Genomic DNA, 15093 nt, shown 5'->3' with positions numbered 1-15093 from the left:
GCAAGCAGCGGCGATTTTCTCACGTAAGTCCAAGGAATAGGCGCGCATGTACTAGCTTACGAACCCGCCCCGGAAAGGTGTACGCCAGTTATGAAACTGCTATAACAACGATAACATAATCACACTTTTATCAAATGAACATCTACACAATTTACGTGTTTCTATTTGCAAAAGTATATCAGCCAGTTTTACACACGCTGGCCAATCTTTATATGTATCAGGATGGATAACAAGATCACGAAACACGGAGGCAGTAGGAGTTCTTTTGGAAATAATATCTGAGCTATCCGAAGGAATAATTAAATTATTGTCAAATAAATTGAACTATGCTGCATCTGCTTTACTACGACAACTAGTAGAAACACAGTATTTACTATTTTTATTTTCGAAAGAAATTAACGAGGCATCTAAATGGCTTGATTCTGATTCAGAACAAATACGCAAATACTTTAATCCGTCACTGATGAGAAAGAGATGCGATGGAAAATTTCGCAATGAAGAATACTGGAAACACTGTGAAATAGGCGGCCATCCAAATCCAGCCGGAAGAAAAGTCCTTAAAAATCATTTTAATTTATTAGATATGAACAAATTATTATGGGCTGACTTTGCTTTGCATTTAAAGGAAAGCGCAATATATATTATTGATATATTCAATAATAACCAAACCATTTTTCAAAACTTTATTGACAATGAATTAATACTTAAGATAGAAAAATGGGAAAACGAAGACCCTTTGTCAAAAAGAATAGCAATGTCCTTATAATTTTTCCCTTATCGCAAGTTCAGGCGCAGCGTTGACTCGCAACCAGCCTTGAGGTGGAGCCCACACCGCCACCCCCACGCAAAACAACCAAAACGCCGTCCGAAGGAATCCGGGCGGCGTTTTGGTGGGCGGCTCCGGCGGATGTAGAGACGCATAGTTGCGTCTCAATCGTTGCGTTGGTTATTTACCCTGAACCAACGCCCCATCTGGCGCGAGTTTAGGCGAAGCCGTAACTCGTTACCAGCCTTGAGGTGGAGGCTGTGCCTCCACTGCCGCAACGCGGCAAGCCGGAACCGCGCCGCCTGGAATCATCCGGGCGGCGCGACTCGTTTGTATCGTATCACTACCGTATCAAATCGTATTGAATCGTATCATTCCATACCTTCACGCTATGCCGAATACTATGCCAGCCAACGATAAGCTCACCAGTCTCAGCCAGTTCATTGAGCAGGAGCACGGCCCTCTAGGCAGCAAAAGCCGCGAAGCGTTTGAGGCCGGCTATGAGGGGTTTAAGCTGGGGGCTTTACTCCAGCAGGCCCGCCATGCCAAAGGCCTCACCCAACAGCAACTCGCCGACCTGGCCGGCACCGACAAATCGTACATCTCGAAGCTGGAAAAAGACCTGAAAGACGTGCGCCTCTCTACCTTACAGCGCATCATTTCCGAAGGACTCGGCGGGCATCTGGAGCTTTCCATTAAGTTCTAGCTCTTACCGCAGCCCAGCAAAACCACAACAGCGCCGCCCGAAGCAATCCGGGCGGCGTTTTGGTGGGCGGGACCAGCGTATGTAGAGACGCATACTGTTGCGGAGGTTATGTACCCTGAACGCCCCCCATCTGGCGCGCGTTTAGGCGCAGCCGTAACTCGTGACCAGCCTTGAGGTGGAGGCTGTGCCTCCACTGCCGCAACGCGGCAAGCCCGAACCGCGCCGCCTGGAATCATCCGGGCGGTGCAGTTCGTTTGTATCGTATCACTACCGTATCGAATCGTATCGAATCGTATCATTCCATACCTTCACGCTATGGATGAACACGTACACACCGTTCGGGTGACGCTGGGCTGGGCTTTACTGGGCATCGTCAGCAAGCTGGACCGGTTTGATGCCAGCTGGTCGGCCATTGAGCGGCGCGAGGGCCAGACGCTGAAACAGCTCAAGGCCATTGCCACAGTACGTAGCGTGGGCGCTTCTACCCGCATCGAGGGTTCCCGTATGAGCGACGAGGAAGTGGATGTGCTCCTGCGAAACACCGACATCAGCAAGCTCGAAGACCGGGATGCCCAAGAAGTCGTTGGCTACTTTCAGGTGCTGGATTTGATTTCCGAGTCGTACGCCGACATCGACATCACCGAAAACAGCCTTAAAGGCCTGCACAACCAGCTGCTACGCTTCAGCGACAAAGACCACTGGCACCGCGGCAATTACAAGCAGCACAGCAACGCCGTGGAAGCCTCCTTGCCCGATGGCACGCGCCAGCTTATCTTCCAGACCACTGAGCCTGGCTTCGCTACCGATGACGCCATGCGCGAGCTGGTAGCCTGGTATCACTACGACCATGCCACGCACCCGCTGGTGAAATGCGCGCTGTTTGCCTACGATTTCGTGAGCATCCACCCGTTCCAGGATGGCAACGGCCGCCTCAGCCGCCTGCTGGCTACCCTGCTCCTACTGCGTCACGGCTACGTCTGGATTCAGTACGTAAGCCTGGAGCACGAAATAGAGAGCCGCAAAACGGAGTACTACCGGGTACTGCAACAGTGCCAGTCGCAACGGCCGGGGGAGAATATTTCCACTTGGCTGGCTTTCTTTTTCGACGCCTTGCTCAACGTGCAGCAGCAGTTACTGCACAAGTTCACAGCTTCGGAAACCGAGACGCAGCGGAGCCCCCGGGAAAAAGCAGTCTTGGCTTTTATACGCAACCACCCTGGCTGCCAATCCGGTCAAATTGCCGATAAGCTGGCAATTCCTGCTCCTACTGTGAAACGTATTTTGGCTGAATTAGCTGTCAACAAACTAGTAGAAAAACAAGGCAGTGGACGCGCCACAGTATATTACTTGGTATAGTTCATACCGCGCAGACCCATCTGGCGCGAGTTTAGGCGCAGCCGTAACTCGTGACCAGCCTTGAGGTGGAGGCTGCGCCTCCACTGCCGCAACGCGGCAAGCCGGAACCGCGCCGCCTGGAATCATCCGGGCGGCGCGGTTTTGGTTTTAGCGGACCGGAGTAGCATTGGGTGCCAGTCGTTCGGGCGGGGGCGGCGCAGCCTCCCGGCAATGGCTGGGCACGAGTTACGGCTGCGCCTAAACTCGCGCCAGTAGCCCAATTCCTACGCTACCGAGGCCCCATCTTTCCCGCCCGTCGTCACCAGCTCCCGCGCCTGGCTCTACCCCCCATACAGCCCCCGGTTCAGCCGCCTGAAGGCTTTCATATCCTCGGCCCGCAGCGCGTCCACCAGGTGCTTCCAGGGCGGACTTCCCAGCGCGGCACGGGGCTGTAGCGCACCCACAGGCGGCGAAGCCCAACAGCCCCCCCGGGTAATATACCCCAAAGCAGGTATTGCCGCTCCGCTTCCGCCCGCCCCACCTTTATCAGACACTTTAAATACCCTACCTACCCCCCATGAAGCACACCTACCACCGCAACGCATTACTCGCTCTTCTACTGCTCTGCCTGAGCCCTTTGGTCAGCTGTTTCGACAAGAACGAAGAGGACCCCACGCCCCTGGATATCCTGATATCCGCCTTTAATAGACAAAACGCAAGCGGACCCTACGCTTGACTCCTTCTATATCACCGTAAATGATTTAAAGGTTGGCGACACTAAACCTTATGTTTCGTATTCACCACGTGAATCAGGCGATAAAATTATCCTTAAAGACAACAACGATTATACTTTCGAGCTTAGCTACAGGGTTGGCTTCATCACAAACCCGCTTACCAAAATCAACTATTCGGGCAGCATCCCGAAGGCACTGTTTACCAATACCCCCAAAAGCAACAACCTCAAGATAGCCATAGTTGGCCGGCAACCGACGCTGTACATGAACGACGTGAAGCTGGCCGATCCAACCGCTGGCACCGGCACGGGCTCAACCAATGCCTGCTACGTAGGCACCTGGAAAACTGCGGGCGGCTGCACCAGCGCCCCGACCAAACAGCTGACGTATTACTTTGGTCCGCTCAACAGCAGTGGGGTTGGCCAGGGATATTCGCAAGGCCCCGATTGCAGCGGCATATGCACCTCTACCCCCAAATTCAATTTTACCTATACCGTCGTCGGCAATAAGATCACTTATTCCTTCACCTCAGTTGATCAACCGGTCTGCAGCGTCACCGTACCCACGGTACAGACGCCATCCGGCAGCTACAGCATCACCTACACCTGCGGCAACAATAACAATGAGTTGGTGACCGAGGCCGTGAACATCCAGACGGGCGTGCGCACCGTGCTGACTTTCACGCGCGGGTAATTCAGCAGGCACAAGGAGCATAAGAGCCTGAATCGGAACGTCCGATTCAGGCTCTTATGCTGAATACCCAGCGGCCCGCTTCCCTTGGGGGAGCGGGCCGCTGGGTGTTCAGCAGGTCATTATCCTGGAAACGGCCAACCTCTCGGTCATTCTGCGCGACCTGGAATACCAGTACTTGCGTAAGTGCCCTGGAATTGTGAAGCTCCCATCCGGCAACGCCGCAGAACCGCCCGGTTCCCGGAGCCGGGCCAATCAGTACGTCTTCCAGCCCCCCAACCGGGGCTGATTCGCGGCTCAGCTCGGGTCGGGCCCGAACTGGCGGGCCGGAAAGGCGAACTGGTTTCCCGTTGGCCCGAACTAGTTGGCAACAAAGGCGAACCAGTTCACCTCTGACCTCAACTGGTTCGGGTCGGGGGCGAACTGGTTCGGGTCGGAGGCGAACTGGTTCGGGTCGGAGGCGAACTGGTTCGGATCGGGGGCGAACTGGTTCGGGTCGGGGGCGAACTGGTTCGGGTCGGAGGCGAACTGGTTCGGGTCGGAGGCGAACTGGTTCGGATCGGGGGCGAACTGGTTCGGATCGGGGGCGAACTGGTTCGGGTCGGAGGCGAACTGGTTCGGGTCGGAGGCGAACTGGTTCGGATCAAACCCGAACTGGTTGGCAAAAGAGGTGAGCCAGCTCGCCAGACCAGGAAGCTACCTTCGACTCTACCCAAACTCAACTCGCGGCTGGCCCTGCCGGGGCCGCTTGCCGGATCTTAGCGGTACTTTGGGGTTGATCCGGCCGGCAACGGCAGTACGCTAACCGATTCAATGCAGCAGGCCGTGCAGGCAGAGCGCGCTTCCGACCTGGTTCAGACAGCCGGAAACCCGGTTGGGCGAAAAGCGCGCCCCCCACGCCCGGCAATTGCCTAGCTTTACCCCATGCGCACGGCTTTCAATAAGTGGGGAAATAGTCTGCTGGCTCTGCTGCTAGCGCTGGCCGCCTGCTCCTCCCCCGACCAGTCCTCGGGCATCCCCGGTCAGGACCAGAGCGTGAGCATCCGCTACACCGCCCGCCGCGTGGTGGTAGCCGACACGCTCTATCGGGGCCGCCTCCTCGACCGCCACGACTCGGTGCTGGTAGCCACCCGCCCGCAGTTTCTGCTCAGTCTGCCCCGCCGCCCTCCGCTCGACACCCTGGCCCTGGGCCGGCTGCTGGGCTGGGATTCGACCACCGTCCGCCGCCGCATTGCCGAGGCCCTGCCCTACCCGGAAGCCCGGTCCGGCTACCCCGTGCAGCTCCGCCTCACCAAGTCCGAAGCCGAGCGGGTGCGCCGCGACAGCAGCGCCACCGTGCCCCGCCTCACCCTCACCGCCCGCCGCCGCCGCGTCTACACCACTAAAGCCGGCGCCCCGGTGCTGGGCTACCGCAGCACCGAGGCCCAGCCCTTCTTCCGCCAGGCGCGGCGCACCGGCCGCGGCCGCTTCTACCGCCTGCGCAACGGCGGCGTCGAAACCTACTACAGCGGCCTGCTCACCGGCCACCGCGGCTACCTGCACCCGTTGCTAGACGCCAAAGGCCAGCAGCACGGCACCTGGGCCAAAGACACCATCTTTCAGCAGGGCCAGGATTTGCACCTGACCATCGACGCGAAGCTCCAGGCCTACGCCGAAAAGCTGCTGGGCGGCCGCAAGGGCTACCTGGTGGCCCTCGACCCGCGCACCGGCGAAATCCTGGCCTACGTATCGGCCCCCGTGTACCCGGCCGCCACCCTCACCGCCCCCGACCAGGCCGGGGTGCGCGCCGGGCTGCTCGAACACGAAGACATGCCCCTGCTCAACCGGCCCGCCATGCTGGCCAACCCGCCCGGCTCGGTCTTCAAGCTCGTGAATGCCGCCGTGGCCCTGCAACTGGGTGCCCTCAAGCCCGCCACCGCCTTCCGCTGCGACCAGTCGCTGGTGAGCTGCGTGCACGACCATCCCAAACCCCGGAGCCTGACCGCCGGCCTCAAGTACAGCTGCAACCCCTACTTCTACCAGGTGATGCAGAATCTCATCGACCAGGTGCCCGACTCGCTGGCGCAGGATACCGTGGCCGCCCGCCACGCCAACCTGGCCCGGTGGCGGCGCTACGCCCGCTCGTTCGGGCTCGACTCGGTGCTGGGCGCGGATATGCCCCGCGAGGCCCCCGGCTTCCTGCCCACCCCGGCCTACTACGATAAAGCCCGCCGCACCACCCGCTGGACTTACCGCTCCATCTACTCGCTCAGCATCGGGCAGGGCGAAATCAACCTCACGGGCCTGCAGATGGCCAACATGGCCGCCATCATTGCCAACCGCGGCTGGTACTACCCGCCCCACCTGGTGCGCGGCATCGGCACAGGCGGGCCGCTGCCGCGCTTCACTGTCAAGCACCACACCCTCATCGACAGCGCCAACTTCGCCGCCCTGGTGCCCGGCATGGTGGCCGTGATGCAGCGCGGCGGCACCGCCGACGCCTCCAGCCTCGCCGATGTGGGCATCACGGTAGCCGGCAAAACCGGCACCGTCGAAAACGACGAGGGCGACGACCACGCCGCCTTCGTCGGCTTCGCCCCGGCCGACCACCCTAAAATAGCCGTGGCGGTGTATATCGAAAATGCGGGCTTCGGGGCCACGGCTGCCGCGCCCTGCGCCGTGCTGGTGATGGAGAAATACCTGCGCGGCTCCATTGCCCCCAAGCGGAAGCGGTGGGAGAAGCGCATTCAGCGCCGGGCTCAGGTGGCGCAATACCCCTGAGCCAGGAGGACGGGCTACGGTTTTAAGGCAAACTGTTCGCTCAAACGTCTGCCCCCCTGCTAGCCCCGCTGGTCCACCCCGAATCCGCGGCTCATGCTACCCCCGCCCCATGACCACGCCCTCCACCATCACCATCGCCCAAAATTCCGCCCATCCGCTCACCGTGTCGCGCCTGGGCTACGGTACCATGCGCCTCCCCGGCCCCGAGGTATGGGGCGAGCCCGCCAACCGCGCCGAGGCGCTGCAGATTCTGCGCACCGCCGTGGAGCAGGGCGTCAGCTTCCTCGACACGGCCGACTACTACGGCGAGGACGTCACCAACCGCCTGATTGCCGAGGCCCTGCACCCCTACGGGTCCGATCTGGTTATCTGCACCAAAGTAGGCGCCACCCGCCGCCCCGACAAAAGCTGGGTGCCTTACCACACACCCGCAAACCTGCGCGCCAGCATCGAGAACAACCTGCGCACGCTGCGGCAGGAGCAGATTCAGCTCGTGCACCTGCGCCTGATCGGCCACGGCGGGGTGCCGTTTGAAGAGCAGCTGGGCGCCATGTTCGAGCTGCAGCGGGAAGGCAAGATCCTGCACGTAGGGCTGAGCAACGTGAGCCGGGAAGAAGTGGAAAGAGGCTTGAGCATGGGCCCTATTGCCACCGTCGAAAACATGTACGGCCACGGGCAGCGCACCACCCTGCACAGCCCGCATGGCGAAAGCCGGGGCGGCGAGGAAGTGCTGGATCTGTGCGAGCAGCACGGCATCCCGCTCATTCCCTACTTCTCCCTGGTTCACTCCCTGCCCAGGGCCGACGACAAGATTGCCGAAATAGCCCGCCGGCACAACGCCTCGGAGGCCCAGATTAACATTGCCTGGCTGCTGCACCGCTCCCCCTGGCTGCTGCCCATTCCCGGCACCTCCCGGCTGGTTCACCTGCGCGAAAACCTGCTGGCCGCCGACCTCAGGCTCAGCGCCGAAGACATGGCTCATCTGGAGTAGCCGCGACCAGCTTGCCGCAAAACTATGCCGGCCAATTTGTTCCTTGCGCGCAGCCCCGTTAATGTGACGCTATCCAAAATGCTTTGCAGAATCCCTTATTCGCGTACCAGACGCCTTGATGTCCCCGGCGCAACGCAGTTCTGGACTTGCCTGATCCTGCTGGCAGTGAGCGGGGCAGCACAGGCCCAGCAGCTGACCGGAACCTGGCAGGGAGTGGAAATCAATCCTCCCAAGCCCCGCTTCTGCCCGGCGGTGCTCACGCTGCGCACCGATAAGGATGCTACCGTAACGGGAGTGCTGTATGAGGAAGAAGAATACGTCTCCCCCATCACCGGCACTTTTCAGGTGCGGGGTCGTAGTGTGGGCTCCACCCTGCAGCTGGCCCACGTGGGGCAGCTGCAGCAGACGGGTCCGGAGGGCACTTACTGGTGCCAGGGCACTATTTCACTCACGTATGATGCCGCGGAAGAAAAGCTCAGCGGGCGGGCAACGTACCGCCCCGTGGGAACCTGTCACTCCGGACTTTTTACGTTTTACCGCCTTATTCTTAAGTCGCCGGCGGCCGTAACGGCCGGCACGGTAAGCACGCTGCGCGTTTCGGGCCGCGACGTGCGTTGGTTTGCCGATGCGGCCTTGCAGCACCCCATAGCCCAGGGCAACAGCTACTCTGCGCGCCTTACCAAAGCCACTACTTTTTACCTTACGCAGGGCTTCTATCCGACCAGCCGCAGAACGGCGACGCCCATCACGGTTGGCATAGCGGTGCGGCCGCAGCAGCGCCCTTCGGCGGCACCTTCCAGGGCCCGGGTGCCGGCCCCGGCGCAAACTGCCGTACTGCCCACCGTCTTGTTTCGCACGGCCACGGCCGACCTGCTGCCCGACTCCGGCCCGGCCCTGGATCAGCTGGCAGCGCAGCTCAAGGCTCAGCCGGTCGTTCGGCTGCGCATTGCCGGGCACCCTGACCGCATTGGCGAGCCGGCGAAGAACCTGGTGCTCTAGGAGCAGCGGGCTCGGGCCGTAAAAGAATACTTGGTACGCGCCGGCGTAGCAGCCCGCCGGCTGGCCATCATTGGCTGCGGCGACCTGCAGCTGCTTTACCCATCGCCCGACGCCCGCAACCGGCGCGTGACCATTGAGACGCTTCAGTAGCAACCGGGCCGCACCCGGCTTGCCGGCCGGTCGGGGAGCGTGGCTGCTGGCTGAGTTACGCCCAGGTTAATTTATGCTGCTAGCATAACACTTTATCGCCCGTTGCGTATTATCTTTGCATCCAACAAGCTGAATTGCTTTTACATATCATCTTTGCCATGAAAAAGACCACTGCCCTTTCGTCGCTGCTGTTACTGAGCAGCCTGGGTTCTTTGGGCTACCTGACCGCCCAAGTCCTGAACCTGAACCTGCACTTCGACCTGCACGGCGAAGACCAGAGCTATTACTGCTAAGCCTAGCCAGCTGCTGGTTTCGTCCCGCAAAGCTCCGCCCTGGCGGAGCTTTTTTGTTTTTGGGCCGAAAAGAATCCCGGCGTCTGACTCAGCGGGTTAGCCTGCGGGGCTGAAAAAAACCACATCCATTCCCGGCTGTTTTCGGTACTTCACAGTTCGGCCGCTCCCGCGGGGCAGCCGGCATTCTCTCACCGCTGGCTTTCGCTATTTTTTCCCGGGCCCACCGGAGAAGGCGGAAAGCGGCAAAAACCAGTGATTTATGGACTTGACCAGCCTCAAGGAGCAGATCAGCTACATCATCGGGCGCGACCTGGCCCGCAACTTTTCCCAGCAGGGCCTCGACCTGGACGTGGACGTGCTGGCCGCCAGCATGAAGGAAGGCCTCAGCGGCCAGCCCAGCCGCCTCGACCAGGACCAGATGCGCGAAGCCATGGAGCAGCTGCAGGCCCAGATGGGCGGCCCCGAAGACGAAGATGACGACACCACCAATTCCGCAGATATGAGCAACAACAAGCAGGCCGGGGAAGACTTCCTGGCCGAAAACAAGAACAAAGCCGGCGTACACACCCTGCCCAGCGGCCTGCAGTACGAAGTGCTGACCGAAGGCAGCGGCGCCAAGCCCGGCCCCGGCAGCTCGGTAACCACCCACTACCACGGCACGCTGCTCAACGGCACCGTATTCGACAGCAGCTACCAGCGCGGCCAGCCCGCCACGTTTGGCGTCAACCAGGTTATTGCCGGCTGGACAGAAGCCCTGCAGCTGATGCCCGAAGGCTCGAAGTGGCGCCTGTACATTCCCTCGGAAATGGCGTACGGCAAGCGCGGCGCCGGCCGCGACATTGGCCCCGACTCGGCCCTGATCTTCGACGTGGAGCTGCTGAAAGTAAACAACTGAAGTACCCCGAACCAGTCGGCTTCCGCCGTAGCCCATGCCACCCGGCCTCGCTGGGTGCGCACCGCTACGGCGGAGCCTTCGTTCGGCCCTTCCTCCCCCATGACCACCCCACCCCTGCCGCCAGCCGGCGTCCCGGAGCCCACGCCCGGGCCTTCCCCGGCCGCTGCTGGTCCGCCGCCAGCGCCGGAACCAGCTTCCCTGCCCACACTGCGCAGTGAAGACGGCCGCCTGGTGCTGACCGATGACCGGCTGGAAGTGCGGGGTCAGTCCTTCTCGCTGCTGGAGCTGGAAGGCGTGGAGCTCACACCCGTGCGCTGGCTGCTGTGGTTTCTGCTGGGCGGCTTCACCCTGGCCGGCTTCCTGCTGGCTTTTTTGCAGCACTGGCTGCGTACGAGCCCGGCCATGCTGGGCATCACGGCCGGGGCGCTGCTGCTGGCCTACGGAACCCGGGGCACCAACCGGCTGCGGATATTCCGGCTGGGCCGCGAGGCCGTTTATTTCTCGCTGCCCGGAGCCACCGATGCCTGGCAGCGGCTGGCGGCGGCCACCAACCGCCGCATTCAGCTGCGCCACGACGAGGCGGCGGCCGCGGCGGCGGCGGCCCTGACCTGGCAGGCCGAGCAGGAGGCGTTGCAGGATCCGGAATCGCCGTTGCCGCCCGAAGGCCCACCTTTTTTTCTGCCGTAACCCGCCTTTTTTAAGCAGGTACGCGTGAGGGCCGGAGCCTTTTCGTTCGGCGCATTTGCCCTACCTTTGGCCGCTTTTCAACCCGCGTATATTCCCTTTTACTTTCCTCATGGACGCCAAACACCAGCACACCGCTATTTCAACTGCGGGTCTGCTCATTGCCTTGGGCATCATATACGGTGATATCGGCACCTCTCCCCTGTACGTGATGAAGGCCATCGTGCCCGAGCTCATCGACCCTCGGCTGGTACTCGGCGGCATTTCCTGCGTCCTGTGGACCCTCACGCTGCAAACGACCATCAAGTACGTGTTGCTCACCCTCAATGCCGACAACAACGGCGAAGGGGGTATTTTTTCGCTCTACGCCCTGGTACGCCGTCGCGCTACCTGGCTGACCATCCCGGCCATTATCGGCGGGGCGGCCCTGCTGGCCGATGGCGTGATTACGCCCCCCATTTCGGTGGCTTCCGCCATTGAAGGCCTCAAGCAGGTATACCCGCAGCTCAGTCAGGACGTCATTGTCTACATCGTCATTGCCATCATTGCGGGCCTTTTTCTGCTCCAAAGCTTCGGCACCCAGATTGTCGGCAAGGCCTTTGGACCGATTATGCTGCTGTGGTTCAGCATGCTGGCCCTGCTGGGCGGCAGCTGGATTATCCAGAATCCCGAGATTCTGAAGGCCGTGAACCCCTACTATGCCTACATGCTGCTGGTAGAATACCCCGGGGGCTTCTGGTTGCTGGGCGCAGTATTCCTGTGCACCACCGGGGCCGAGGCGCTGTATTCCGACCTGGGCCACTGCGGCAAGGGCAACATCCGCATCAGCTGGATCTTCGTTAAGACAGCCCTGGTGCTCAACTACTTCGGCCAGGGCGCCTGGCTGCTCGCCCACCAGGGGCAGCAGCTCAACGGCCGCAACCCGTTTTATGAGCTGATGCCGTCGTGGTTTCTGCTCATCGGCATCGGCATTGCCACTATTGCCGCCATCATTGCCTCCCAGGCGCTCATCACGGGCTCCTTCACGCTGGTGGCCGAGGCCATTCGCCTCAACATGTGGCCCAAGGTGAAGCTCAACTACCCTACCGACGTGAAGGGCCAGCTCTTCGTGCCCAGCATGAACCGCCTGCTGCTGCTGGGCTGCATCGGGGTGGTGCTCTACTTCCGCGAGTCCAGCAACATGGAAGCCGCCTACGGCCTGGCCATCACGCTCACCATGCTTATGACTACGCTGCTGCTCACCGTGTGGCTCCGCTCCCGCCGGGTGCCGATGGTGGTGGTGGTGCTGTTTGCGCTGCTCTACGGCGGCATCGAAGGCTCCTTTCTGATTGCCAACCTGATTAAGTTTCCCCACGGCGGCTGGGTGTCCCTGGCCATTGGCGCAGCCCTGATAGCGGTGATGTACACCTGGCTGCGGGCCTACTACATCAAGCGCCGCCTGACGGAGTTCGTCAAGATCGAGCCGTATATGGAAGCGCTGAAGCAGCTTTCCGACGACGACACGGTACCCAAGTACTCTACCCACCTGGTATTTATGACCTCGGCCGAGCGGGCTTCCGAAATCGAGTCCAAGATCATCTATTCCATCTTCCAGAAGCGGCCCAAGCGCGCCGACATCTATTGGTTTGTGCACGTCGACACCACCGACGAACCCTACACGATGGAATACAAAGTACACGAGCTGGCCCCGGACGATGCCTTCCGCATCACCTTCCGCCTGGGCTTCCGGGTAGAGCAGCGCATCAACCTGTACTTCCGCAAGGTGGTGGAGGACCTGGTGCGCAACAAGGAAGTGGACATCACCTCCCGCTACGAGTCGCTGAGCAAGCAGCACGTGACCGGCGACTTCCGCTTCGTGGTGCTGGAGAAGTTCCTCTCGGTCGAAAACGACTTCCCCCTGGTGGAAAAGCTCGTGATGCAGGCCTACTTCTACATCAAGCAGTTCATTGCTTCCGAAGACAAATACTTCGGCCTCGACACCAGCTCGGTGAAGGTGGAAAAGGTACCGCTCGTCATCACCCCGGTGCGCGACGTGGCCCTGAAGCGGGTGATGTAACCTCCCGGCGCTCAGCTTACTGCTGGCAAAGCACCCTTGCAAAAAGGCCCCGACGCACTGCGCCGGGGCCTTTTTCTGTTGCTACCCCCTTGTCCCTGTGGCTGAGTGATTTACGCGGCTTGCATACCAAAAATATTATCCTTTCCTTATGTTCCTGTTCTCTCCAATCCACCACCAAAACCCACTGTCTTATGCGTACTTCTACCCTGGCGCCCGCGGCCCTGCTGGCGCTTACCCTGGCCGGCTGTCAGCAGCAGGCCGAAATGGCGGCCCCGGCGGCGCCCGAAAGCCCCACCGAAGCCCTCACCACCCAGCAGCTCGACGACCAGATCTGGCGCGGGCTCCGCCAGCAGGGCCGCTTTGACTGGTCGGCCGCTACCGACCACGCCGTGTGGAGCGCCCTGACCCGCTCCGACTTCGTGCTGGCGGTGGGCTACCGGGCGGCGGGCACCGCCCCCGGCACCGCCCTGCCGGCCAATGCCAGCCAGGACGCCGACTGGCTCGCGGCCCGGCAGCAGGTGCTGCAGATCATCCTGGAAGAAGAGCGCAAAGCCAACCCCACGCTGACGCTGGAGCAGCTGGTGGTGTTTGACGAGAACGTGCTGCCGGTGCTCGACGTGGAGGTGCATCAGCTGAGCACGGTGCGGCGCCTGCGCCAGTCGGGGCTGGTGCGCTACGCCGAGCCCATGGGCTACGAGCCTTACCACCCGGTAGCTCACAAAACGGCCGCTTCCCTCTCCAACAGCGGCTGCGGCAACAATACCGCCACGGCCGGGCTGGTGGCCGGCGACGACTACACGGTGCTCAGCAACGGCAGCAAGTCGTCGTGGAGTCAGGCCGACCAGTACCACGGCATCCGCACCAGCTGGAGTCAGAGCACGGGCCGGGGCATGAAGGTGGTCATCATCGATACGGGCTGCTCCGACGCGCAGGAAAATCTGGGGGCGGCTTTCAACCAGGGCCTGAGCTCGGGCCGCACCGTTGAGCGCCTGGCCACGCTGCCGCGCAACTCCCTGTTCGGCATTCCCTACGGCGACACGCCCACGGCCAACGACGACTGCGGGCACGGCACCAGCATGGCCGGGGCCTGCGCCGGGCCCCGCGGCACCGACGGCGCTTCGGTAGGCGTGGCCTACAACGCCAACCTGATTACGATTCACGCCACCGAAGACGTCTTCATCGACGGCAGCCGCGAGCTGAAGGGCGTGTCGGACGCCTACGTGCTGGCCGCCAACCGCGCCGATGTGCGCATCATCAGCATGAGCCTGGGCCGGCTCACCAGCTCCTCGCAGCTGGCCGACGCCATCCGCTACGCCTACGACCGGGGCAAACTGATCTTCTGCGCCGCCGGTACGTCCTTCGACTGGACGGCCGGCTGGGCGGGCGTCATCTACCCGGCCTCCCTGCCCGAGTGCGTGGCCGTAACGGGCCAGAAAACCGACCTGAGCACCCGCTGCGACGAGTGCCACGTGGGCGCCGACGTCGAGTTTACGGTGGTGATGCAGCGCGCCAGCAACGACCGGCGCCCGCTCACGCTGGCCATGAGCGGCGACGCGGCCAGCACCGTGGGCGGCTCCTCGGTGGCCACCAGCAGCATGGCCGGCATGACGGCGGTGCTGTGGGCCAGATACCCCACCGAAACCCGCGCCCAGATTATGAGCCGCCTCGTGGCGGCCAGCTCCAACCGCATGGCCCGCAGCGGCAGCTTTGGCTGGGGCCGCGTAAACCTGGCTTCCGCTGTGGGCGCCCTGCCGCTGTAGCGTAGGCTGAATGCTCTTGCTGAAAAGCCCGTTGCGGACTTCGGAACGGGCTTTTCTTTGCTGGCCGGGTGGAATACGGAAGTGGCAGCCAACGGGGGCAGGGCCGCCGTCGGCGTTTTGTAGTGCAGAAGCGTCGGTTTCAGCTCAGCTTCGGGTATCCAGAGTGCTTTACCTGCCTGTTCGAGAGCAGACCCGGCCTCACGCCCGCCGCCTTTTGCTTGTCGGGGCCGCAAAACCCGCCGCAATCGGCGGCCGGGGCCCGGAACCCCATTGT

Annotated in this window: 12 protein-coding genes; all 12 read left to right on the top strand. The window is 61.5% G+C overall.

The genetic code is table 11. The annotated features are described in order from the left end of the window. The first annotated feature begins 265 nt into the window (after positions 1-265). The 12 genes from ABD842_RS16215 (at position 266) to ABD842_RS16160 (ending at position 14819) form a co-directional block, all read left to right on the top strand. Positions 266-766 carry a hypothetical protein gene (locus ABD842_RS16215; protein WP_345116239.1) on the top strand — a complete coding sequence of 167 codons (501 nt, stop codon included), beginning with the start codon at positions 266-268 and terminating at the stop codon, positions 764-766. 391 nt (positions 767-1157) lie between these two features. After that, positions 1158-1472, top strand: a complete 315-nt coding sequence (locus ABD842_RS16210) for a helix-turn-helix domain-containing protein (RefSeq protein WP_345116236.1) — start codon at positions 1158-1160, stop codon at positions 1470-1472. 315 nt (positions 1473-1787) lie between these two features. After that, the gene (locus tag ABD842_RS16205) at positions 1788-2828 is read left to right on the top strand and encodes a Fic family protein (protein ID WP_345116234.1); all 1041 of its coding nucleotides are present in this window, start codon (positions 1788-1790) and stop codon (positions 2826-2828) included. Positions 2829-3805: 977 nt separating this feature from the next. After that, positions 3806-4234, top strand: coding sequence for a hypothetical protein (locus tag ABD842_RS16200; RefSeq protein WP_345116231.1), 429 nt, complete (start codon positions 3806-3808; stop codon positions 4232-4234). Positions 4235-5155: 921 nt separating this feature from the next. Next, the gene (locus ABD842_RS16195) at positions 5156-6991 is read left to right on the top strand and encodes a peptidoglycan D,D-transpeptidase FtsI family protein (protein ID WP_345116228.1); all 1836 of its coding nucleotides are present in this window, start codon (positions 5156-5158) and stop codon (positions 6989-6991) included. Between the two features lie 109 nt (positions 6992-7100). Continuing rightward, a complete protein-coding gene (locus ABD842_RS16190; protein WP_345116225.1) occupies positions 7101-7982 on the top strand; it encodes an aldo/keto reductase in 882 nt (293 codons plus the stop codon). 213 nt (positions 7983-8195) lie between these two features. Beyond that, positions 8196-8981, top strand: coding sequence for an OmpA family protein (locus ABD842_RS16185; RefSeq protein WP_345116222.1), 786 nt, complete (start codon positions 8196-8198; stop codon positions 8979-8981). Positions 8982-9289: 308 nt separating this feature from the next. After that, positions 9290-9424 carry a hypothetical protein gene (locus ABD842_RS16180; protein ID WP_345116219.1) on the top strand — a complete coding sequence of 45 codons (135 nt, stop codon included), beginning with the start codon at positions 9290-9292 and terminating at the stop codon, positions 9422-9424. Positions 9425-9683: 259 nt separating this feature from the next. After that, entirely contained in the window at positions 9684-10319 is a 636-nt protein-coding gene (gene bamJ / locus ABD842_RS16175) for a BamJ family beta-barrel-assembly machinery protein (protein ID WP_345116216.1), read from the top strand. 99 nt (positions 10320-10418) lie between these two features. Continuing rightward, positions 10419-11006: a hypothetical protein gene (locus tag ABD842_RS16170; protein WP_345116213.1), complete on the top strand. Its 588-nt coding sequence runs from the start codon at positions 10419-10421 to the stop codon at positions 11004-11006. 109 nt (positions 11007-11115) lie between these two features. Next, complete coding sequence (locus ABD842_RS16165) at positions 11116-13059, top strand: KUP/HAK/KT family potassium transporter (protein WP_345116211.1); 1944 nt, start codon at positions 11116-11118, stop codon at positions 13057-13059. Positions 13060-13250: 191 nt separating this feature from the next. Next, on the top strand, positions 13251-14819 hold the full coding sequence (locus ABD842_RS16160; RefSeq protein WP_345116208.1) for a S8 family serine peptidase: 1569 nt from the start codon (positions 13251-13253) through the stop codon (positions 14817-14819). The last annotated feature ends 274 nt before the right edge of the window (positions 14820-15093 follow it).

This window comes from Hymenobacter algoricola (assembly GCF_039539525.1).
Lineage (GTDB): Bacteria > Bacteroidota > Bacteroidia > Cytophagales > Hymenobacteraceae > Hymenobacter > Hymenobacter algoricola.
Note: the sequence above shows the minus strand (reverse complement) of the source record. Positions and strands in the feature narration are given on the sequence as shown.